This is a genomic window from Serratia sp. CY38905, from assembly GCF_052168875.1.
Classification (GTDB): Bacteria; Pseudomonadota; Gammaproteobacteria; order Enterobacterales; family Enterobacteriaceae; genus Serratia; species Serratia sarumanii.
Window position 1 is genome coordinate 560913 of record NZ_JBJNLV010000001.1, and the last position, 20565, is coordinate 581477.

The 20565-nt window shown below is 58.9% G+C and carries 21 protein-coding genes; 9 read left to right on the plus strand and 12 right to left on the minus strand.

What is annotated here, in order from left to right:
• The first annotated feature begins 143 nt into the window (after window positions 1–143).
• The gene (locus ACJ8MK_RS02900; protein ID WP_049213125.1) at window positions 144–584 is read left to right on the plus strand and encodes a carboxymuconolactone decarboxylase family protein; all 441 of its coding nucleotides are present in this window, start codon (window positions 144–146) and stop codon (window positions 582–584) included.
• A 1-nt stretch (window position 585) separates the two neighbouring features.
• Window positions 586–1482: an RNA polymerase sigma factor SigJ gene (gene sigJ / locus ACJ8MK_RS02905; RefSeq protein WP_049213126.1), complete on the plus strand. Its 897-nt coding sequence runs from the start codon at window positions 586–588 to the stop codon at window positions 1480–1482.
• Window positions 1483–1531: 49 nt separating this feature from the next.
• Here the strand turns inward: sigJ and ACJ8MK_RS02910 are convergent, their stop codons facing one another.
• The 6 genes from ACJ8MK_RS02910 to ACJ8MK_RS02935 form a co-directional block, all read right to left on the minus strand.
• Window positions 1532–2305, minus strand: a complete 774-nt coding sequence (locus tag ACJ8MK_RS02910) for an ankyrin repeat domain-containing protein (RefSeq protein WP_049213127.1) — start codon at window positions 2303–2305, stop codon at window positions 1532–1534.
• A complete protein-coding gene (locus tag ACJ8MK_RS02915) occupies window positions 2302–3783 on the minus strand; it encodes a hypothetical protein (RefSeq protein WP_049213128.1) in 1482 nt (493 codons plus the stop codon). The genes ACJ8MK_RS02910 and ACJ8MK_RS02915 overlap by 4 nt, the downstream gene beginning before the upstream one ends.
• A gap of 378 nt (window positions 3784–4161) precedes the next feature.
• Window positions 4162–4512 carry a hypothetical protein gene (locus ACJ8MK_RS02920; protein WP_133160401.1) on the minus strand — a complete coding sequence of 117 codons (351 nt, stop codon included), beginning with the start codon at window positions 4510–4512 and terminating at the stop codon, window positions 4162–4164.
• Window positions 4513–4696: 184 nt separating this feature from the next.
• Entirely contained in the window at window positions 4697–5389 is a 693-nt protein-coding gene (locus ACJ8MK_RS02925) for a 4-hydroxythreonine-4-phosphate dehydrogenase (protein WP_049234288.1), read from the minus strand.
• Between the two features lie 32 nt (window positions 5390–5421).
• Window positions 5422–6423, minus strand: coding sequence for a 4-hydroxythreonine-4-phosphate dehydrogenase PdxA (pdxA, locus tag ACJ8MK_RS02930; RefSeq protein ID WP_442517486.1), 1002 nt, complete (start codon window positions 6421–6423; stop codon window positions 5422–5424).
• A complete protein-coding gene (locus tag ACJ8MK_RS02935) occupies window positions 6420–7589 on the minus strand; it encodes a four-carbon acid sugar kinase family protein (RefSeq protein ID WP_442517487.1) in 1170 nt (389 codons plus the stop codon). Before ACJ8MK_RS02935 ends, pdxA begins: the two co-directional genes overlap by 4 nt.
• Before the next feature lie 58 nt (window positions 7590–7647).
• On the opposite strand from ACJ8MK_RS02935, the gene ACJ8MK_RS02940 reads away from it, so the two are divergent.
• Window positions 7648–8553: a LysR family transcriptional regulator gene (locus tag ACJ8MK_RS02940; RefSeq protein WP_442517488.1), complete on the plus strand. Its 906-nt coding sequence runs from the start codon at window positions 7648–7650 to the stop codon at window positions 8551–8553.
• 55 nt (window positions 8554–8608) lie between these two features.
• On the opposite strand, the gene eco is transcribed toward ACJ8MK_RS02940, so the two are convergent.
• Together eco and ACJ8MK_RS02950 are read right to left on the minus strand one after the other, a co-directional pair.
• On the minus strand, window positions 8609–9121 hold the full coding sequence (gene eco / locus ACJ8MK_RS02945; RefSeq protein WP_033637803.1) for a serine protease inhibitor ecotin: 513 nt from the start codon (window positions 9119–9121) through the stop codon (window positions 8609–8611).
• A gap of 142 nt (window positions 9122–9263) precedes the next feature.
• Window positions 9264–10109, minus strand: a complete 846-nt coding sequence (locus tag ACJ8MK_RS02950; RefSeq protein ID WP_442517604.1) for a 5'-methylthioadenosine/S-adenosylhomocysteine nucleosidase — start codon at window positions 10107–10109, stop codon at window positions 9264–9266.
• 147 nt (window positions 10110–10256) lie between these two features.
• Between ACJ8MK_RS02950 and ACJ8MK_RS02955 the strand changes: the two genes are divergently transcribed.
• Together ACJ8MK_RS02955 and ybjG are read left to right on the plus strand one after the other, a co-directional pair.
• Window positions 10257–10991 carry a phosphatase PAP2 family protein gene (locus ACJ8MK_RS02955; RefSeq protein ID WP_060438905.1) on the plus strand — a complete coding sequence of 245 codons (735 nt, stop codon included), beginning with the start codon at window positions 10257–10259 and terminating at the stop codon, window positions 10989–10991.
• Window positions 10992–10996: 5 nt separating this feature from the next.
• Window positions 10997–11602: an undecaprenyl-diphosphate phosphatase gene (gene ybjG, locus ACJ8MK_RS02960; protein WP_033637800.1), complete on the plus strand. Its 606-nt coding sequence runs from the start codon at window positions 10997–10999 to the stop codon at window positions 11600–11602.
• 37 nt (window positions 11603–11639) lie between these two features.
• On the opposite strand, the gene ACJ8MK_RS02965 is transcribed toward ybjG, so the two are convergent.
• Window positions 11640–12476: a hypothetical protein gene (locus ACJ8MK_RS02965; RefSeq protein WP_342135601.1), complete on the minus strand. Its 837-nt coding sequence runs from the start codon at window positions 12474–12476 to the stop codon at window positions 11640–11642.
• Between the two features lie 212 nt (window positions 12477–12688).
• Between ACJ8MK_RS02965 and deoC the strand changes: the two genes are divergently transcribed.
• From deoC to ACJ8MK_RS02985, 4 genes are all read left to right on the plus strand, one after another.
• Window positions 12689–13369 carry a deoxyribose-phosphate aldolase gene (gene deoC / locus ACJ8MK_RS02970; RefSeq protein ID WP_033637798.1) on the plus strand — a complete coding sequence of 227 codons (681 nt, stop codon included), beginning with the start codon at window positions 12689–12691 and terminating at the stop codon, window positions 13367–13369.
• Between the two features lie 152 nt (window positions 13370–13521).
• Window positions 13522–14286, plus strand: coding sequence for a DNA-binding transcriptional repressor DeoR (gene deoR / locus ACJ8MK_RS02975; RefSeq protein ID WP_033637797.1), 765 nt, complete (start codon window positions 13522–13524; stop codon window positions 14284–14286).
• Window positions 14287–15265: 979 nt separating this feature from the next.
• Window positions 15266–16564, plus strand: a complete 1299-nt coding sequence (locus ACJ8MK_RS02980) for an HAAAP family serine/threonine permease (protein WP_004938697.1) — start codon at window positions 15266–15268, stop codon at window positions 16562–16564.
• Between the two features lie 92 nt (window positions 16565–16656).
• A complete protein-coding gene (locus ACJ8MK_RS02985) occupies window positions 16657–18024 on the plus strand; it encodes an L-serine ammonia-lyase (RefSeq protein WP_033646691.1) in 1368 nt (455 codons plus the stop codon).
• Window positions 18025–18078: 54 nt separating this feature from the next.
• Here the strand turns inward: ACJ8MK_RS02985 and ACJ8MK_RS02990 are convergent, their stop codons facing one another.
• The 3 genes from ACJ8MK_RS02990 to ACJ8MK_RS03000 are packed head-to-tail and all read right to left on the minus strand — an operon-like array spanning window position 18079 to window position 20548.
• The gene (locus ACJ8MK_RS02990; RefSeq protein WP_041034282.1) at window positions 18079–18744 is read right to left on the minus strand and encodes a response regulator transcription factor; all 666 of its coding nucleotides are present in this window, start codon (window positions 18742–18744) and stop codon (window positions 18079–18081) included.
• On the minus strand, window positions 18741–20129 hold the full coding sequence (locus tag ACJ8MK_RS02995; protein WP_442517489.1) for an FKBP-type peptidyl-prolyl cis-trans isomerase N-terminal domain-containing protein: 1389 nt from the start codon (window positions 20127–20129) through the stop codon (window positions 18741–18743). Before ACJ8MK_RS02995 ends, ACJ8MK_RS02990 begins: the two co-directional genes overlap by 4 nt.
• Complete coding sequence (locus ACJ8MK_RS03000) at window positions 20126–20548, minus strand: hypothetical protein (RefSeq protein ID WP_047568423.1); 423 nt, start codon at window positions 20546–20548, stop codon at window positions 20126–20128. The genes ACJ8MK_RS02995 and ACJ8MK_RS03000 overlap by 4 nt, the downstream gene beginning before the upstream one ends.
• Window positions 20549–20565 lie beyond the last annotated feature (17 nt).

Below are 20565 nucleotides of genomic sequence, written 5' to 3' on the forward strand. Positions count from 1 at the left end.
GAAATCGGGTTTTTTGTTGCCTGAAAAACGTATTACATCAACGGCCCACGACCCCGAAATGCACATTTTTGCTGTGGTTCGGTCACACATCCCTCTTCTCATTCGTCATCTATATGTGTTAACCCGATAAATGAGGAGTTCTTATGACTACGCCAGTGAATACCGACCCTGTCAATCATGCGCAAACCATTGCCAACGTTTTTTCCGCGCTGCTGAAAGTGCATGGCGCTATCGACGCGCACAATCTGGAGCGCAAGATCTACCATCTCGTCCTCCTGCGCGCTTCGCAAATCAATGGCTGCGGTTACTGTGTCGAGATGCATACCAAAGAAGCGCGTGAGGACGGTGAAACCAACGCACGTCTGGACAGGCTGGTGGTATGGGAACACGTTGATGATTTCACGCCTCGCGAGCGCGCCGCATTTGCCTGGACAGAAGCGTTAACGCGGCTTGAACGCCATACCGAGTATGGCCCACTGCGCGCGGCATTGCGCGCGTACTATTCCGAGGAAGAAATCAGCGCGCTAACCGCAAATATCACTATGATAAATCTGTGGAATAGAATTCATATTTCCGGCCACTAATATGAAAAACGACAAGTATGCAGCACTGTTCGAATCGAGAAGACCGTTTCTGATCGGCCTCGCCTATCGTATTTTAGGTTCTCTGGCCGACGCGGAAGATGCCGTGCAAGATACCTATATCAAATGGTTAAATGCGGATCGCCACAGCATTCTGAATCCTGCTGCCTGGCTGACCACCGTCTGCACTCGTCGTTGTCTTGACCTGCTGCGCGCCGCGCAGCAGGCTCGCGTCGATTATGTCGGTATTTGGCTACCAGAACCCATTCAAACCGCCGTAGCCAAAACGCCCGAGCAAACGTTGGAACTCTCATCGTCGCTGTCGACGGCCTTTATGCTGTTGCTCGAAAGACTCACTCCCCGCGAGCGCGCAGCCTATTTGCTGCATGACATCTTTGACTTGCCCTACGCGGATCTCGCCATGACATTAGGTGGAGAAGAAACGGCGTGTCGTAAACTGGTGTCACGCGCGCGCGAAAAAGTTGGCCGCCCAGAGGAGCGTAAAACCCAGCCCACAGAGCGGCAGGAAGCCTTGCTTATCGCTTTCAAAACGGCGGTGGAAACGGCAGATATCGAACCGCTTTCGACCCTGTTGTCCGAAGACGTTAAGCTCAGTGCGGACGGCGGCGGCAAAGTGCCCGCCAACCTGGCTGAACTCGTCGGCAAACGTGACGTGCTCGAATTTATCGGCGGTAAATTGCCCGTATTTTGGCGAGCCTATCTCTGGCAACACGCGCTCATCAATGGCGTGCCAGGCGCCTTGCTATCCGAACAAGGCCGTATTACGGCGTCTGTCAGTCTCAGCTTGAATGCCGAAGGCCGACTGGCTCAGGTATTTATCGTGCGCAACCCAAGCAAACTTTCGCAACTCGACCGTCTGTGGACAATGCCTCTGCGGTAAGAATACCCTTACAACATGTGCCAATTTTCTGGTATTACAGCGAGACGGTTTATTGACTGACCGGGGCAGGCGGCCATTTCCCGCCACGCTTAATTAGCTCGTCTTTGATGCGTTCAAGAGACGCTTTCGCCTCACTGCCGTCCTGACTTCTATTAATCAGCCGTTGCAGCTGATTGCCCATCGTCCAACCCGAGTTGCCTCTTATATCGCTATCGGCACCTTTTTCTAAAAGAAGAATGACGTGGTCATAGGAGTGATAGTCTAAAGCATCGATGAGCAGCGTATCACCCAGTGAATTTCTTATATTTATATCCGCACCATAATCCAACATGACCTCTAATGTTTCTGTGTTTTTTGCAAAGATGCTATTAAATATAATGGGTTGATTATGAACCTTATCCCTAGCATTTGGAGAAAGTCCGCCCTCTAACATAGCCTGTATCCAGATACCTTTATCCGCTTTCATAACAAATTCAGCTGGGCTACCTGGCGTGTTGGGTTGAGGCTGTAAAGGATCTGCGCCGGCTTTTACCAAATCAGTGATAATTTTCAGCCTTTCAGGTGTGGTTTTATCATAGATGGCATTGTTTATTGCCCAGAACAATAAGGTCATTTCTTCCTTAGCTGGACGATTTAAGATCTCTTTGTTTACTGATGATAACTGTTTATCCAACTGCGGCCTATCACCATCATAAATGGCTTTGGCAATGTCCAATTGCTGACCGTCAAAATAATCCTGCGGTTGTAAATCCATACCTTTTTCGCACCCCTGCATGATGAGCGTAGACACTACCATCGTGATAATGAGAATAAGTTTTTTCATATTCTTCCCTTGATTGTGGCAATGTCATCGTCTTTTTCATTTTCAATGCATTGTATCGCCTGGTCTATACCGTGCTTATCCAGCAGTGAGCCTGTTCCACCGGAAAGCGTGTGTTTTACTCCCACGGCGTCAGGCGCCAACATGGACAACCGTTCTTTCGCCATCACCGCCGGCGGATAAAATTTGAGGTCTTTGGCATCCTCCCACAAATCAACCTCCTGCAGCTTGGTCAACAGCTCCCCTTTCACGCGATACGCCTGAATATTATCGACACTGCCTATTATAGAGCCGCCGTATTTTTCTACGGTTCCCGCATGCAATCCAGCGGCATTAAACGTCCAAGCTGGCTTGCCGCTGGCCATGGAGGCAGCAGACGCCATGCCACCGCCTAATGAGTGACCTGCAACGTCGATATTGGATACCTTTGAAATTTTATCGCCAATACCAACCGCTTTTTTGTAGTATTCAGAATTAATCCCTATTCCCTGAGCACCGTTGTTTTTCCAGTCACTGAGATTTTTAATGCCTGATAAGTCACCCCTTATTAAGGCTTTTTGGGTTGCGCGGCTTATTCCCTCCGGGAATTCTGGTGCCCGCGATCCGCGGAATACCACCGTCGGGTTCATCGCCTTGCCAAAGACACTTTCGTCTGGCTGATAAACTCGGGCTAAAAAGTCAGGATTCATTGGTTTGTCATAAAGCATGTTACTGCTCAAACCAAGCCGGCCCAGCGCCCCATCATTGTTACTAATGTCCTTCCAGCCTTCAGGGATGTCTATCGTGTCCTTGAGCGGGTTAGTGGTCTTGTAAACATTCTCAGCCAACTTCGCCTTTTCGACCGCGACGTTGTTCTCCGCCAATCGCTGTGCCGCCATGCGCGCATCCGGGTAAATGCTGCGGTTGCCTCGCCCTATCAGGTACTGGCGTTCTTGCCAGCGTTCTGCCTTGGTCATCGGACGGATGGCCTGTACCGTGGCGGCAACGGTTGCCACTGCGGTAGCGATGGCTTGCTGCAGAGGGGGATTCCGGGTCGTATTCTGCCTCGCCGGCAGCACCGTCGGTTTTGCCCGCCGGCCATAGCGGCTGACCATTTCTTCATAGCGGGCGATCACGCGCCCAGTTGGATAAAAGGCAGGAAGAGAGCTGCCGGGATAGCGCTGTAATCGGCCTTCCGCGTCGACGTAAAACGCGTATTTCGTCGGCGTCCAGGCGCCCATTCCCTCATCAATCGCCAGCAAGCCGCCCCGATTGAGATCATCGAACACGCTGCGCTTCACAATCGCGTCCTCACGATAACCGGTGACGCCAATACCGGATTGAGTATTGCGGGTTATGGAGTACCGGCTGCTTATCGATATGCCGGCTGCGCCGCCGAACAGATAATGCCGTTCCAGCTCATGGTGCGCTTGTGTCGGGGTGAGTATCCGGGAGAAACTTTCCGGCGCCGTGTGTTCAGAAAAGAGAGAGAGCAGCTTCATACGGCACCAGCCCGTACGTCGGTTCCCTGGGGCGGCGTTCCAGCCCCTTTCCTTGTCACCTCGCCGAGATTTAGCGAACGATAACGCATTGGATATCCTTATCTTGCAAGTCACTGTATGCCCGTGAATGTTCGAAAAACTAGCATAATTCAGCAAAGATTGCTTTGTTGTCTTGCTGTTCACACCGTAAGACCCGGTGGAGAGAATTCATGTAATGGTGTTTTTCGGCAGCGGCGTCTGGCAAACGCCATAGGAAAATAAATCTCAGATAAAAGTCTGGCGGAAAATCAGAAGGGATATAGAGAAAAAAAATGGCACACCCAACGTTGCTGGGCTGCTTTTGCTGGGCCGGCCACAGGCCGGCGCAGCAACGCCCGTTTAGAACCGCTGTTTGATAGGTTCATCACTGTTCAGATTGCCGTTGGCCTGCGCTTCCCCGCAGGTGGTGGGGCCAAAGGCCACCACTTTGCCGTCGCTGTTTCTGAAGCCGACGTAGAACGGCGTCACGGTGCCGTTCGGCAAGCGGTGGTTATAGTCGTGGCACACCCCCTGGCCGTTCAGCGTCGGCAGGGTGGCGATCGGCGCGCCGAAATCCCGGCTGACCGAGCGCTTGTCGGCGCCGACGTGAAAAGCGTCGGCGATCTTTTGATCGCGCAGCAGGCTGAAGGTATCGCAGCCGGTTAACAACAGGCTCACCGCCACAACGGCACTCCCTAACCCTTTAATCATTTTTCACTCCCTCTATATATATTGAACCTGGCGGCAATTACGCTGTGTTGCCGGGTAAACGTCGGCGAGCGCCCAAGGGCGTGCCTGCTCGCAAGAGCATTAAAAAAGAGGAGCCATGCAAATTAATGTTTCTACGAATGAGATAACTGCCTCATCGCCCTGGAAAGAACCGAATGGAGACGCGTTACAGTTTGCGGATCACATTGCCAATCAGGCATTTCACCGCGTTGATTTGCGCCGTCAGCCCCGGCTTATCGGCGGGAAACACGCCGTCCAGCGCCGCGGTACCGACGGTGAAACCAACCGCATTGCCCGTCACCACGGCGGCGATGCGATCTTCCCGGTCGATAGACCCGGCGATATAAATCGGTTTGTCGACCGCATCGCACACCCGCCGAATCAACGTCGGCACGTCGCCGGCAAAGCGGTAGGCCAGCAGATCCAGCCCTGTCACGCCCGGTAAAGCGGCGCGCTGGCGGGCGCTGGCGACAATATCGTCAATGTCACCTTCCAGCACGCTGGGGTGGCCGCTGATGCGGCCGGCGAACGGATAGTAGCGCAGGCCAGACTGACGAATGATCGGCAGCACGCTTTCCGGGCGCGTTCCCCCCATCAATACATCAACGCCCAATTCCAGCGCCGCGCGCGCCGAATTCATCTCGCTTTCCTCATCCAGGCTGACCACTTCCAGGTACGCGGTGGCGCCGCCGGCGTGGATCGCCTGCGCCAACTGTTTGAGTTGATCCAGCGGCAGGCCGATATCCTTAAAGCCGATATGCTTCACGCCGGCAGCCAGCACTTCTGGCAGCCGCGCTTGCGCATCGGGCACCGTGCTGTCGTTGCGCGTCAGCATGAAAATAAACTCGGGTGTGTGCATGGTGTTTCCTTATTGTCTTCAGGTGATGTGAGTTATTGGGCGCGCAGCATTTTTTCCGCCTGCCGGAAGGCGTACAGCAGGCTGGCGTGTTCCGCCCGTCCGCTGCCCGCGATATCGAACGCCGTACCGTGGTCGACCGAGGTGCGGATAAACGGCAGGCCGACGGTGACGTTAACGCCGTGATCCACCCCGAGATATTTCACCGGGATCAGGCCCTGGTCGTGATATTGGGCGACCACAATGTCGAACTCCCCGCGCCGGGCGCGCATAAAAACGGTATCGCCGGGCCAGGGGCCGCTGACGTCCAACCCCTGTTCCCGCGCCAGGGTGATGGCGGGCACGATGACGTCAAGATCTTCGCGGCCGAACAGGCCGTTCTCCCCGGCGTGCGGATTCAGGCCGGCCACCGCAATGCGCGGTTTCGCTATACCCAACGCCCGGCAGGCCGTTTGCGCCAGATGAAACGCGCGCAGCTCGTTTTCCACGGTCGCCGCGTCGATGGCGTCCCGCAGCGAAACGTGAATGGAAACCAGGATCACCCGCAGCTCGTCGTTGGCCAGCATCATGGCGAAGTCCTGGGTGCCCGAGCGCGCCGCCAGGATCTCGGTGTGCCCCGGATAATCGATCCCCGCCAGGCGCATCGCTTCCTTGTTCAGCGGCGCAGTGACGATGCCGGCGATGCGCCCCGTCAGCGCCAGATCGATGGCGGCAACCACCCAGGCATAAGACGCCGCGCCCGCGCGCTTATCGAGCCTGCCGAGGGGCAAGTCCGCCGGCAGCGCAACGCCGGCGGAATAGACGGCGGTCTCCCCCCGCCGCCAGGCTTCGTCCCATCCCGCCAGCAAGGCGGGCAGTTCGCGGATAGGCAGCGTCAGCCCCAGACTGGCCGCCGCGCGCGCCAGTGCGCCGGCATCGCCAATCACCACATAAGGCGTGCTCAATCGCTCTGTGGCCGCCAGTTTGGCAATGATCTCCGGCCCGATGCCGGCGGGATCGCCCATGGTTATCGCCAGCGGCAAGGTGGAAAGGGTCATTGTTCTTCTCCTTCTCGGTCAGCGCGCAACCGGGTTACGCAGTTCAACAACGTACCGGCCCGGCCAAAACCGCCCGCCTTGGTGGCGAACGGCAGCCTGCGGCCCGGCAGATTCAACAAACCGAAAGGCACGCCGGGTTCCACCTCACCGAACAGCGTCAATGAGCCGGCCGCCATAGCGTCGACGATGCGCCGCGCGGTATCGCCGCCGGTCGCCACCAGCCCGTCGAAGGCTGGCGTGCAACGGCTGACGACCGCGCCCAGCACAGCGGCATGGTCCGCCGCACCCGCTCGCGCCCGGGGCGAAATCAGGCAAACCACATCGGCACGCGCAAACGCCGCTCGCACCTCTTGCGCTACCGCCTCGGGATCGGCCGCTTCAGGCACCGTGACCAGCACCGCGCCCGCCTGCCGCAGGCTTGCCAGCTGGGCGTCATTCGCCGGATGCAGGCTGCCAATCGCCACCAGCACTTTGCTGGCTCTCAGCGGCGGTTGAGCGGGCGGCGCGTTCTTCTCAAGAGACAACGCACGCGACAACGCCGCCGCCAGGCCCGGCGATCCCACCCACACCACCGGTTCAGCAATGCCGATCCGCCTCACGACCTCATCCAACTCGCCGTTGTCTGCGGCGTCGAATACCTGAAAACGCGTCGGCTCCAGCCCCGCCATGCGCTCCATGACGTAGCCGGTGACGATCGGGTTCTTCGGATCGCGTGCAAAGGCGGTCTGCTCCAGCGCGACGCCGTCGACGTATTGCCGGCCGCCCACCGTGGTGCGGCCGGCATCCGGGAAGGCCGGCGCAACGATGGCGAGACGGCGCCCGCTGCCCGTCAGCGCCCCGCGCGTTTCCGGCCCCAGATTGCCGCGCAGGGTGGAATCGATCGTTTTGTATATAAGGCGCGCCGGCTTCACACTGGCGGCGGCATGGCGAAAACGCCGCTCCGCCTGCTCCGGCGAAACGAAGCGGGAATCTAAATCGAAGGCGACGATCTCCGCGCCCTGTAACGCAGTATCGGGCAGGCGCAGCATGACGCAGGCGCTCAGTCCGCGCGCGGCGAACGGGGCCGCGCCGTCGAGCGCGCTGGTAAGATCATCGGCGAGAATGGCAATCATCGCAGTTACCCGTAAGTGGAAAGTGATGCACACTTTGGCGGATTTGGCTGGCAATAAAAAACGATTTGCGTAGTATCGATGATTGACAAAAACTCAATCAAAAGGGGGCGCAGTGCGTCAACGAAGATTGCCTAACCTGGCGGTATTACGGGCTTTCGAAGCTACGGTGCGGTACGGCAGCGTGTCGAAAGCTGCCAAATCACTCAACGTCACCGACGGCGCCGTCAGCCGTGCGGTGCGCGAATTCGAGCAGACCCTGGGATTCGCGCTGTTTCAACGCACCAGCCGCATGGTGCATCCGACGCCGCAGGCGCAAGAGCTGGCGAGCGAGATCGGCCGGGGGCTGGACAACCTGCAGTCGGCGATCGACCGCGCCTGTCGGCATCATCAGAATCGCCCGTTGGTGATCTCCTGCGAGCCGACCTTTCTGATCCGCTGGCTGATCCCGCGCCTGGCCGGTTTGCAGCAGGCGGTGGGGAAAGAGCGCGATCTGCAGCTGGTCTCCGCCGGCGGCGCCGTCGCCTTCTCGCGCGAAGGCATCGATCTGGCGATTCGCCGCAACGATTTCCCGATCGCCGACGACGTGGTCGCCCGCCCGTTCCTCAAAGAACGGGTCGGCCCGGTATGCCGCCGGGAGCATGCCGCGGCGGGGCGTGAACTGCGCGGCACCCTGCTCCACACCGAGACGCGACCGTACGCCTGGCGCGACTGGTGCGCCCACAGCGGCTTCGAGATCGGGCCGGGCAACGAGCTGCGTTTCGAACATTTCTATCTCAGCCTGCAGGCGGCGGTCGCCGGCGCCGGTATCGGCATCGGCCCTTTGGCGCTGGTGGCGGATGACATCGTCAACGGCGCGCTGGTGGCGCCATATGGCTTTGCGCCTGACGGGACGGATTACGTGCTGATGACCCAGGCCGACGGCCAGGAGGATGCGATATTCTCAACGGTGTTGGATTGGCTGATCGCCATGGGGGAAGAAACCGAACGGGCGGTATTGGCGGGCGGAAAGAAAACGTAACGGGGAAAAGTCTCCGCCTGCCGCGCAGGGCAAGCGGAGCGGCGTCAGGCGGCGATTACTTCTGCTCGGCCTGGCTTACGGTATCTTCGGCTTTCCAGATGCGGTATTTCACTTCCGCGTCTTTCGGCGCATACACCACGATCGGCAGGCGGCTGTTGTAGCGCTGCATCGCGGCGTCGCCCAGGTTGGCGGCGATGAATTGCTTGGTCTTGGTGTTGTCCGGGCAGCCCATCATGGTCGAGGCCGGTTCAGAGAGCTTCTCCAGCACCAGATAATCGTAGCCCCAGCCGGACAGGGTTTTGGTTTCCAGCGTGCCGCCGATCATGTGGCGGTTGCAGTCCACCTCCAGCGTCTTGCCGATCAGCAGCTCCACCTTGTAGTTCTCTTCGTGCTCTTGCTTCGGCAGGTAGATCACCTGGCGGTTCATGCCCTTTTCGGCTTTCGGGTAAGGCGCGACCTTTTCCAGCGGCTGTTTGCTGATATCCGCGTCATCGCCAGAGGTAGCCGCCATAGCGCCGGCGGAAACGGCCATCAGCAGGCCGGAAAATACAACGGATGCCTTGTTCATGTTTTATCCCTACACTTTTTGTCAAATAATCCGCCTATAAACTAATACACTACCGCCAAGCCCGCCACAGGTTTAATCTTCTTTACAATAGGCGATAAATAGTGACAATCGCCTGATATCGCCGATTAACCGAAGCAATGGCTCAGTGTTTCTTCAGGTTGGCGATATAGGCCTTCACCACCTGATAAACATAATCCTGGCATGCCAGCCCGGTTTGCGGATCGTATTTGCCCTGATTGGTGATGTTGTTGGACAACACGCGAATGCCGACGAACGGCACCTTGAATTCGGCGGCGATCTGCGCGGCGGAGGCGGTCTCCATCTCTTCGACCGAAGTCTGATAGCTGTCGTGGAAATAGCGAATGCGATCCAGCTCGCTGTTCCACACGTCGGCCGAGCCGATCACCCCTTCCACGACCTTGCCCTGTCGGTAATCGCCCTTAACGCTTTGCGCAATCGCCAGCAGGTTGGGGTCGGCGGGAAACTGACGCAGGCTGTGCGCCTTTTTGTCCTCGCCGGCGCTGCCTTTGGAAGCCAACAGATCCATCGGCTGCCACTGCCGCGAGTCGCTGCCTGCCCCCAACGCCTTGGCCGGCGTTTTGAACGCGCCGAGATTGACCGAATATTTGCCCAACACGATGTCATATACTTTCAGTGCCGGATCATGGCCGCCGGCGGTGCCCTGGTTGATGATCGCCACCGGGCGGAACTGCGTGGCGGCGATCGCCGTGGCCGCCGCGGCGTTGGACATGCCCTTCAGCGTCTCCGACACCACCACCGGGTAGCCGTCTACGGTGCCGTGCCAAAAGCGCCAGCCGCCAATCTGCTCCTCGCGCGGGTTTTCCAATCGCTGGGCAAAACGTTCCGCCTCCACCGGCATGGCGCCCTGCACCACGATCGGCCCGGCGGCCGCAGGTTGGCCAAAGCTCAGCGGAGAAAAGGCCGCACCGGCAGCCGCCAACAGTAAGACACGCGCGTTATTCTGCATCACCACACTCTCATCCCGAAAAAAAGCAAACGATTACCTTAGCCGAAGGCGGTGGCCTCGGATAGGGTTTTCTTACCGGTGGACTAAGGTTTTCTTAAGACGGAATGATTACAGTGGCGTTATTCAATCCTGCCACCGAGCCTGCGCGTGAATCCAGAATCGTCATTAAATCAATCCTCAACGGCACCGCAAATTAAGACAACCGCTCTTTACTCCCTACCGGCATCCTTTTACCGTTGGCAGGTTTTTGGCCTGCTGATCAGCGGCCTGCTGTTCCTGTGGCTTTCCCGCAGCGAACAGCTGGACTGGGCGATCGGCAACTTTTGGTACGATGCCGCCAGCGGGCATTTCCCGTGGCAAAACAATTATTGGCTGGATCTGATCAACCACCGCCTGCTGAAGCAAATAGTGATCGTCGGGGCGGTACTGGCGCTGTTTTGGGGCATCTATCGCCGCAGCGCGCGCCTGATCGTGACCATGCTGTTGATCGGGATCGGCCCGTTGGTAGTGGGCATTCTCAAGGCCACCAGCGCGCACTCCTGTCCGTGGGATCTGATCGAGTACGGCGGCAAGGCGATGTCCTTCCCGTTGTTCGGTGCGGTGCCGGCACTGCCGGGCCCCGGCCGCTGTTTCCCCGGCGGGCACGCCTCGAGCGGTTTCGCGATCATGGCGTTGTTTTTCCTGTTTTATCCGCAGCGCCCGCGCCTGGCCTGGTGGTGCTGGTGCGGCGGCATTGCGCTCGGCATGCTGATGGGCTTTGGTCAGATCATGCGCGGCGCACATTTTCTTACCCATAACCTGTGGGCGGGTTGGTGGGTTTGGTTAAGCCAGTTGGTTATTTATTGGATGGTTAGCGGCTATTGGTGCCGCAAGATGAGGTAACGGTTATGGAGCAGTTAAACCATGTTCTTTTCGCCTGGATCAATGCGACCCCGGCGTCTCCCGAGTGGATGATTGATTTCGCCACCTTTTTGGCGCGCGATCTGATCATTATCGTGCCGCTGCTGATCGTCGGCCTGTGGCTGTGGGGGCCGCAAAGCCAGCTGGTTTCGCAGCGCGAAGTGGTGGCGAAAACCACGATCGCGCTGCTGTTCGCCATGCTTGCCGCCTCCGCTATCGGCGCGCTGCTGCCGCATGAGCGCCCATTCGTCGCCGGCGTGGGGTATACCTTCCTGGCGCACGCGCCGGACAGCTCGTTCCCGAGCGATCACGGCACCGCCATCTTTACCTTTGCGCTGGCGTTCCTGTTCTGGCACCGGGTCTGGTCCGGTGCGCTGCTGATGATTGTCGCCGTCGGCATCGCCTGGTCACGCGTTTACCTCGGCGTACACTGGCCGCTGGATATGGTCGGCGGTTTCCTGCTCGGTCTGGTCGGCTGCCTGTTCGCCCAGCTGGTGTGGAATCTGTTCGGCGATGCCCTCGCCGACAAGCTGTCGCGCCTGTATCGTTTCCTGTTCGCCTTCGCCATTCGCCGCGGCTGGGTGAAAGAGTAACCGTACAACATGACCGGGGCATTACCGCCCCGTGATTTCACACCACGCCGGTGGTCACGCAGAACGCACGCGTTTTTCCCGCTCCCAGCATCACCCCCGCCTCACCCTCTGGCGCATTCGGGCGACAGTTCGCCGGCTGAACAAAGGCCAGCAGCCGCCGGTTGCCCTGAACGGCGATGCGCCGCAGGCCATAGTTGAATTGCCCGGTAGCGAAGCGCGTGACATAACGCCGGCCTTGCGGCGTCAGCATAAAGAACTCGGCCTGATCCACATAGCGCGTCAGATCGTCGGAGCACAGCAGTTCTTGCCCGATCGCATCCCCTAACAAAGCCGGCGTCGGCAGATTCTGGCGGAATACCGCGTCGGGAATGCAATCATAGTTGAGGCGACACACATAACGCAGCGGCTGCGGCCGCTCGGCCAGGTTAGTGACCTTCATCTCTATGACGAACTGCGCGCTCTGGGCTGCCAAACGCAGCGCCGGGCCGATGCGCCAACGCCCGCCCAACCGCTCGCCTTCGCCATGCAACGTCAGCTCATCGCCTGTCAGCTGCAGCCACACGCGCTGCATCTGCAGCGGCGCGCCGTCGTGGCTCGGCCAGGCGGGGCAGAACGCCGCGTCGTCAGCGCGCTTTCTCCCGAGACCGCGGGCGCTGCGGCGGCCCGATTTCAATGAATAACCGTCAAACTCGGCGTCCCAAATCGCCAGACCCTCATACGGCAAGACCGTCAGCGCGCCGCGGCAGTTCGCCAGCGTCAGCATCGGCCCGCGTTCTGCGCAGCGATGCGCGCTCACCGCGAAATCCGCATTGCGGAACAGTTCCTGCCGATGCGCCCCGAAAGCTTCAGGATCCAGTTCGATGTTGATCTTCATCTTTTTTCCCTCGACGTTGCGCCCGCGCAGGCCGCGAGCCGTTAAATGTTATTTAAATAACAAAACTACGCCTTTAAGTTATACGTATAACGGCCTGTTCGCGACGATCTCGTCGACATTTTTTAAACATCGCTAGGTTTATCGGCATCTGAATGTTATTATTTTCACATTATCCATCCGGCTTACTGTCTTAACTTCACTAAGGAATCGCGATGACCACCGAAAACATCGATTACGCCAGCTACGTTGACCACACCCTGCTGGCGATGGACGCCACCGAACTGCAGATCGCCAAACTGTGCGAAGAAGCGCAGCAGCACAACTTCTATGCGGTATGCGTCAACTCCGGCTACGTGCCGCTGGCGGCCCAGCTGCTGCAGGAAAGCACCGTGAAAGTCTGCTCGGTGATCGGCTTCCCGCTGGGCGCCGGCCTGACCGTCGCCAAAGCCTTTGAAGCCAAAGCGGCGATCGCCGCCGGCGCGCAAGAGATCGATATGGTGATCAACGTCGGCTGGCTGAAAAGCGGCCTGCTGGACGAAGTGAAAGCCGACATCGCCGCCGTGCGCGAGGTTTGCGCGGCGATCCCGTTGAAGGTAATATTGGAAACCTGCCTGCTCAGCGATGCGCAGATCGTCCAGGTTTGTGAAATGTGTCGCGAACTCGATGTCGCCTTCGTGAAAACCTCTACCGGCTTCAGCACCGGCGGCGCTCGGGAAGAGCACGTCAAACTGATGCGCGAGACCGTGGGCAGCGAAATGGGCGTGAAAGCTTCCGGCGCCGTGCGCGATCGCGCCACCGCCGAGAAGATGATCAACGCCGGCGCCACGCGTATCGGCACCAGCTCCGGCGTCGCCATCGTATCCGGCGCCCAGCCGGCGGCGGGCAGCTACTGATCGTCGGCATGCCCTAACGGGCATAGCCAATACACAACGATGCGGGACAATACGGGCGGCCAATGCGGCCCGATATTGCCCCGCATCGTTGTGTTTAACGCCGGAAACGCCGGCACGCCCTTTACCTCTACTACCTGTGGGAAGACGGATCTATGGAAACGCGGCGCGAAGAACGTATCAACCGGTTAGTTCAGGCGTTAAAACGCGCTGACAAGATCCACCTGAAAGAAGCCGCCGTGCTGCTGGGGGTCTCGGAGATGACCATTCGCCGCGATCTGAGCGCCGAACCGGCGGCGGTGGTGCTGCTCGGCGGCTACGTGGTGACCGATCCGCGCAGCAACGGCGTCACCAACTACTTCGTTTCCGATCAAAAAGCCAAGCAGGTGACGGAGAAACGGCGCATCGGCCTGCTGGCGGCCCCCTTGATCAATGAAAACGACACGGTGTTTTTCGACTGCGGCACCACCACCCCGGCGATCATCGACGCCATCGCCGACGAGCTGATCTTCACCGCCGTGTGTCATTCGCTGAACACCTTCCTGGCGCTGCAGGACAAACCGAACTGCAAAGTGGTCCTGTGCGGCGGTGAGTTCAAGCCGAACAACTACATCTTTTCCAGCGTCGGCGGCCGCAACGAGCTCGATCACATCTGCCCGAACATCGCCTTTATCTCCGCCGCCGGCCTCAGCCTGCAGCATGGCGCCACCTGCTTCAACTTCGACGAGCTGGAGATGAAGCATCGCGCCATGGCGATGGCGCAGCAAAAGATCCTGGTGGCGGATCACAGCAAGTTCGGCAAAACCAAACCGGCCTGCATCGGCCCGCTGACACAGTTCGATCGGGTGATCAGTGACCGCCAACCGGACGCCGACTTCATGGCGTTCTTCAACGACAACGCCATCGCTACCCGCTATTAATTCGCCTTCTGCGCCGTCGAAACCGACGGCGCACCGCTGCAATCCCCTTCTTTCCCCGCCCGAAAATGAACAAATAATGCGCAATCGATTCGCGTTTTTCGCTTATCCGCACGCAACATCAGGTTAATAAAATGCAACAGGTCACCCGGGTGATTATTTTCTCGCAGGCTAAACCCGCTGCCGGCTGGGTGAATTAACGACTATTTATGGCTTTTATATGATAAATCGCGCCAAAGGCCGCGATGTTTAAATAAACGGCGGTTTAAGCGGTTGCAGCAAATATCGCCAATACCTGTTAGGCATCTGTTATTTATATGATGAATGGTTACGCATTTCTATCCGCTAACCACGTAAGTAATTTCCCTTCGTTATTAACGGCGATTTTCATTAAAAACCATTTAAAAACAAATCGATGAATGAAATTTTACTTAAAAATACAATGTGATCCACATCACTAAAACTGCTTAATCCGGGTTTTTCGCTAGATCCAAAACCACGCATAAAATATATTGCTCGGCTTGCTGCTGAGCACAGCGCTTTATCCGGCTAATTATTGTACAAACCGCATAATCGCAGAAATTATTATGAGAGCGTTCTCAGCACAAAATCTTACACAAATGTGCAACAAATGCGCGAAAAATCGATAAAAAAGCAGATAACTGCACATATTGCGCATTTGAGAGCAGGATCACGGTTGTTTCTACTGTAAATCGTTATCTTGCCGCCAACAAAAATCGACAGGCAAAGACCTGTCGGCAGCGGTAACGACTTTTATCGCCCGTGACGGTGAAAAGTCTTTAGTGAATTACCCGGCGCTGTGCCTTGGTAATGAACACAATAAACAACCAGGGGGACGCCAAAACATCCCCGCAAGCAACACCTGATTCTTACCGCAAGCGTTGCCTGAATAGGACGTTTGACGGTTTAACCTTAAGTTTTGCCTTTTAATTTTAAATTCGTGTTCACTTCGGAGATATTTATGGACACTACACAGACCGGCACAATTGCCTCTGCGGCCTCGGGCTCCAGCAGTACCTGGCGTAAAACGGATACCATGTGGATGTTGGGCCTGTACGGCACCGCCATCGGCGCAGGCGTCCTGTTCTTGCCAATCAACGCCGGCATCGGCGGTTTGATTCCTCTGATCATCATGGCCATCATCGCTTTTCCGATGACCTTCTTTGCCCACCGCGGCCTGTGCCGTTTCGTTCTGTCCGGCAAGAATCCCGGTGAAGACATCACCGCCGTGGTAGAAGAGCACTTCGGCATCACCGCCGGTAAACTGATCACCCTGCTGTACTTCTTCGCCATCTACCCGATTCTGCTGGTTTACAGCGTGGCGATCACCAACACCGTCGACAGCTTCATCACCCACCAGTTGGGTATGACGTCGCCACCGCGCGCCATCCTGTCGCTGATCCTGATCGTCGGCCTGATGACCATCGTGCGCTTCGGTGAGCAGGCCATCGTGAAAACCATGAGCATCCTGGTCTTCCCGTTCGTCGCGGTGCTGATGCTGCTGGCGGTGTATCTGATCCCTAACTGGACCGGCGCCATCTTCGAAAACGTGTCGCTGTCCGGCAGCGGTACCGGCATGGGCCACGGCCTGATCATGACCCTGTGGCTGGCGATCCCGGTAATGGTGTTCTCCTTCAACCACTCGCCGATCATCTCCGCCTTCGCCGTCGCCAAACGCGAAGAGTACGGCGCAGACGCCGAGAAGAAATGCTCCCGCATTCTGGCCTATGCACACATCATGATGGTGCTGACCGTGATGTTCTTCGTGTTCAGCTGCGTGCTGAGCCTGACGCCGGAAAACCTGGCGGAAGCCAAGGCGCAGAACATCTCGATTCTGTCTTACCTGGCTAACCACTTTAATAACCCGATGATCGAGTACATCGCGCCGGTTATCGCCTTCGTCGCCATCACCAAATCGTTCCTGGGCCACTACCTGGGCGCGCGTGAAGGCTTCAACGGCCTGGTTGCCAAGTCGATGAAGAGCCGCGGCAAAACCGTCAGCACCGCCAAGCTGAACCGCATGACCGCTATCTTCATGCTGGTGACCACCTGGATCGTCGCCACCCTGAACCCAAGCATCCTGGGCATGATCGAAACCCTGGGCGGCCCAATCATCGCCATGCTGCTGTTCCTGATGCCGATGTATGCCATCCGTAAAGTGCCTGCCATGCGCAAGTACAGCGGCCACATCAGCAACGTGTTCGTGGTTGTGATGGGTCTGATCGCCATCTCTGCTATCGTGTTCAGCCTGCTCGGCTAATCACGTCCGGCCGGCGCCGCTGCGCGCCGGCCCTCCCGCACTCCCCCATTTCCCGTATTCACCGCCTGAAACCTGAAGAAGGAGGCGAGACCATGGTCAGCGTTTTCGATATTTTCAAAATTGGCATCGGCCCATCCAGTTCCCACACCGTTGGCCCGATGAAAGCCGGCAAACAGTTCGTCGACGATCTGATCGCCCACCAGCAGTTGCAGGACACCACCCGCGTGGTGGTCGACGTGTACGGTTCGCTGTCGTTGACCGGTAAAGGCCACCACACCGATATCGCCATCATCATGGGCCTGGCCGGCAACCTGCCGCACGACGTGGACATCGACAGCATTCCCGGCTTTATCCGCGACGTCGAACAGCGCGGCCGCCTGCCGCTGGCCAACGGCCATCACGAGGTGGATTTCCCGCAGCACGGCGGCATGAATTTCCACAGCGATAACCTGCCGCTGCACGAAAACGGCATGCGCATCCGCGCCTTCGCCGGTGAGCGCCTGCTGCACAGCAAAACCTATTACTCGATCGGCGGCGGTTTCATCGTCGACGAAGAGCACTTCGGCCAGTCTGCCGAGGGCGCCACGCCGGTGCCCTACCCGTTCAAATCGGCGCACGATCTGCAGCAGCATTGCAAAGACACCGGGCTGTCGCTGTCCGGCCTGGTGATGCAGAACGAGCTGGCGCTGCGCAGCAAGGCCGATATCGACGCGCACTTCGCCGACGTCTGGCAGGTGATGAGCGCCGGTATCGAACGCGGCATCAACACCGAAGGCTTGCTGCCCGGCCCGATGAAGGTGCCGCGCCGCGCCGCCGCGCTGCGCCGCATTCTGGTGACCGGAGACAAGAACAATATCGACCCGATGAACGTGGTCGATTGGATCAACATGTTCGCGCTGGCGGTCAACGAAGAGAACGCCGCCGGTGGCCGCGTGGTCACCGCGCCGACCAACGGCGCCTGCGGCATCATTCCTGCGGTGCTGGCTTACTACGACAAGTTCATCCGTCCGGTAAACGCCAACTCCTACACCCGTTACTTCCTGGCATCCGGCGTGATTGGCGCGCTGTACAAGATGAACGCCTCGATCTCCGGCGCCGAAGTGGGCTGCCAGGGGGAAGTGGGCGTGGCCTGTTCGATGGCGGCGGCCGGGTTGACCGAGCTGCTGGGCGGCAGCCCAGCGCAGGTGTGCATCGCGGCGGAGATCGCCATGGAGCACCATTTGGGGCTGACCTGCGATCCGCTCGCCGGCCAGGTTCAGGTGCCCTGCATCGAGCGTAACGCCATTTCCGCCGTCAAGGCGGTCAACGCCGCACGCATGGCGATGCGCCGCACCAGCGAACCGCGAGTTTGTCTGGATAAGGTGATCGAAACCATGTACGAAACCGGCAAAGACATGAACGCCAAATACCGCGAAACCTCGCAGGGCGGGCTGGCGATCAAGGTCGTGGCCTGCAACTGACCGCCACGGCGAGGCACTTAAGGCGCCGGCCGCTCCGATTGGGCCGGCGCCGTCTCAGTGCTGCGCCTTCCCTGCCGCAATGCCAGGCTGAATGCCGGCTCGCGCCCCCACGGCGCCGGGACGGGCGCTGTGCCGCAGCCAGCCGTAAAGTTCGGCATTACGCCGGAACCCCATCTTGCGCATAACGCTCATCTTGTGATTGCTGACGGTTTTCACGCTGATGTCCAGCATCCGTGCGATTTGCGTCACTCCCATCTCCCGCGTCATGCAGCGCATGATCTCCTGTTCGCGCAGCGTCAGGCCTCGGTGCTGGCATACGCAGTTCATGCCACAACTCGGCCTGCCCGGCCATTTGCTGCGCCGCTCCAACTCGGCGTTCACCTGATACAGCGCCGATACCAGCGGCGTATCGTGGTAGATGACGCCGGCCTCCAGCGCGCAGCGGGTGCCGGCGGTGCGTTTATGCCGCCCCTCCGGCGTTCGCAACGAGAAATACAGCGTTTGGCGCCCCGCAGCCTGCGCCTCAAAGAAGTGACAAAAACAGCTTTGCACGCCGGGAGGAAAATAGCAGAACACCAGATCGGCTTCGTGAACCTGCTGCGCATCCAGTAACAGCGTGCGCTTGCCGTAAGTGCTGAAGTGCAGCGCCAGGGCCTCCTGCCAACCGGCGCTGAAGTAACGGTTTTCATCAAATAGCGCGATTTTTATCATGGTGTTCATCCCTGCCCTCCCGCCGTGTCGGCTTCCCGTTTAACCGCCTTGGCACCCTTTGCCGGTGCCTGGCTGTTGTCGATGCGTAATTCATAAACCATGGTGGCGTTGGGCGGCACCTTCGGCGGATAGCCGGTTTCGCCGTAGGCCAGCGCCGGCGGCACGACCATCGTCAGCGAACCGTGGTTATGCAGATGGCTTATCGCCTCCCGAAACAGCGGCGGATATTCGGACAGCGGTTGCGACAGCACCTTGCCGCTCAGTTCCATATCCTGGATCACCGTGCCGTCGGTCAGTTTCTCCTTCACCACCACATCGACCACCGCCGTTGGCGCCAACGCCCCCTCCCCGGCGTAATCCACCCGATACCAGAAGCCCATCGCCGACGGCTTAACGCCCTTTTGTTGACGGAACTGCGCCAGGTAATCTTCGTCACGCCGCCGCTGTTGGTTAACGCGTTTCTCACGCGCGGCCACGGCGGCGGCATCCGCCTGCGCCGTCAGCGCATTCAGTTCATCCGGCGGCAGCTGCAAACGCCCCGACACGCTATCGATGACGCCCGCCAACAGGCTGTCGCGATCCACCAGTACGCCCCAGCTTTGACGCTCCGCCACTACCCCCTGAATGTCGCGCCCCAGCGCACTGCCCGCCGCGTAGGACAAACGCTTGCGTTCATCCTTCAACTGTTCCGGCGTTATCTCCCATTGCAGCCGCTGATGCAGCGCCAACAGCGCCTCGCGCGCCTGCTGAGTCGCCTTCTGCTCAGCAGCTCGCTTCTGCTCGCTCGCTTCCAACGCGGCGCGCAGAGCGTGCAGCGCCTCCTGGTGCTCGCGTTGGCGTTGTGCAAGCGTCTGTGCCGATGCCTGTGCGGCGGACTCCAGCTCGCTGGCGCGCCGTTCGGCCTGCATCGCCGCCGCTTTGGTTTTAGCGGTTTCCTGCGTCGCCTGACGCAGCAGCGCCTCGGCGCGCTGGGCATCGGGCGAACCGCGCCAGGCGGCGCCCAGCCCGGCGATCCACTGCTGCAGCGTTGACGAATCAGGCAACGTCGCGACGGGTGGCGCCGCTTTCTCCGCCCGCAGCGCGGCAAGTTCCTGGCGCAACATCGTCAGTTCCATTCGCTGGCGCGCCAGCTGTTGGTCACGCGCCAATAATGCCTGGCTCAGCGTAAAAGCTTTGGCCGGTGAAGCCGGCTGGTGGGTGTCCAACGGGCGCTTCGCCGGCTCACGCTTTTTTTGCCCCGACGCGCGGTCGGCGGGCGCCGCGTTTTCGCTCTTCGGCTCGGTGCTCTGCCGTTGATACTGTTCGGCAAACTGCAGCAGCGCCGGCACGCCGTCGTCCGCCTGCGCAACGCCGGTGAACAGCAGAGCGACACAGCCGAGCAGACGCATCCTCATTTAACCTGCTCTCCGCGATCCGCCAGCCCGGTCAACACCGCCTGATTCACCCCGGCGCACAGATAGTTGACCTTGTAGCGATACAGCGCATCCACCGTCTCCTGCGTGTCGCCGTTTACCCGTGCGCGCAGATTGGCGTACTGCGAAGCGCCGCTCATCAGGCTGTCGAAGGCCTGTTTATAGCGCTGATACTGCTTCTCGTTGATGGTGCGCAATGCGCCCAGTTGCTGCTGGCACTGCTGCAGCTGCTCGGCCTCACGCTGCTTGCGCAAAGCCTCTTCTGACGGCGCTTGCACAGCCTGATTTTGGGTGTTCACGGCGGGTTTGCCCGATTTTTGGTTTTGACAGGCGGCGGCGCTCAACGCCAACAGGCACAGCAGGCCCATGCGCAGGGTGCGATTGAGGGGCTTTATCATCATTGCGTTTTTTGTCCTTG

Bases quoted from the DNA above. Each gene is read 5' to 3' on its own strand.
- ACJ8MK_RS02900 (WP_049213125.1), top strand. From the start codon at position 144: ATGACTACGCCAGTGAATACCGACCCTGTCAATCATGCGCAAACCATT.
- sigJ (WP_049213126.1), top strand. From the start codon at position 586: ATGAAAAACGACAAGTATGCAGCACTGTTCGAATCGAGAAGACCGTTT.
- ACJ8MK_RS02910 (WP_049213127.1), bottom strand. From the start codon at position 2,305: ATGAAAAAACTTATTCTCATTATCACGATGGTAGTGTCTACGCTCATC.
- ACJ8MK_RS02915 (WP_049213128.1), bottom strand. From the start codon at position 3,783: ATGAAGCTGCTCTCTCTCTTTTCTGAACACACGGCGCCGGAAAGTTTC.
- ACJ8MK_RS02920 (WP_133160401.1), bottom strand. From the start codon at position 4,512: ATGATTAAAGGGTTAGGGAGTGCCGTTGTGGCGGTGAGCCTGTTGTTA.
- ACJ8MK_RS02925 (WP_049234288.1), bottom strand. From the start codon at position 5,389: ATGCACACACCCGAGTTTATTTTCATGCTGACGCGCAACGACAGCACG.
- pdxA (WP_442517486.1), bottom strand. From the start codon at position 6,423: ATGACCCTTTCCACCTTGCCGCTGGCGATAACCATGGGCGATCCCGCC.
- eco (WP_033637803.1), bottom strand. From the start codon at position 9,121: ATGAACAAGGCATCCGTTGTATTTTCCGGCCTGCTGATGGCCGTTTCC.
- ACJ8MK_RS02950 (WP_442517604.1), bottom strand. From the start codon at position 10,109: ATGCAGAATAACGCGCGTGTCTTACTGTTGGCGGCTGCCGGTGCGGCC.
- ybjG (WP_033637800.1), top strand. From the start codon at position 10,997: ATGGAGCAGTTAAACCATGTTCTTTTCGCCTGGATCAATGCGACCCCG.
- ACJ8MK_RS02965 (WP_342135601.1), bottom strand. From the start codon at position 12,476: ATGAAGATCAACATCGAACTGGATCCTGAAGCTTTCGGGGCGCATCGG.
- deoC (WP_033637798.1), top strand. From the start codon at position 12,689: ATGACCACCGAAAACATCGATTACGCCAGCTACGTTGACCACACCCTG.
- deoR (WP_033637797.1), top strand. From the start codon at position 13,522: ATGGAAACGCGGCGCGAAGAACGTATCAACCGGTTAGTTCAGGCGTTA.
- ACJ8MK_RS02980 (WP_004938697.1), top strand. From the start codon at position 15,266: ATGGACACTACACAGACCGGCACAATTGCCTCTGCGGCCTCGGGCTCC.
- ACJ8MK_RS02985 (WP_033646691.1), top strand. From the start codon at position 16,657: ATGGTCAGCGTTTTCGATATTTTCAAAATTGGCATCGGCCCATCCAGT.
- ACJ8MK_RS02990 (WP_041034282.1), bottom strand. From the start codon at position 18,744: ATGAACACCATGATAAAAATCGCGCTATTTGATGAAAACCGTTACTTC.
- ACJ8MK_RS02995 (WP_442517489.1), bottom strand. From the start codon at position 20,129: ATGAGGATGCGTCTGCTCGGCTGTGTCGCTCTGCTGTTCACCGGCGTT.
- ACJ8MK_RS03000 (WP_047568423.1), bottom strand. From the start codon at position 20,548: ATGATGATAAAGCCCCTCAATCGCACCCTGCGCATGGGCCTGCTGTGC.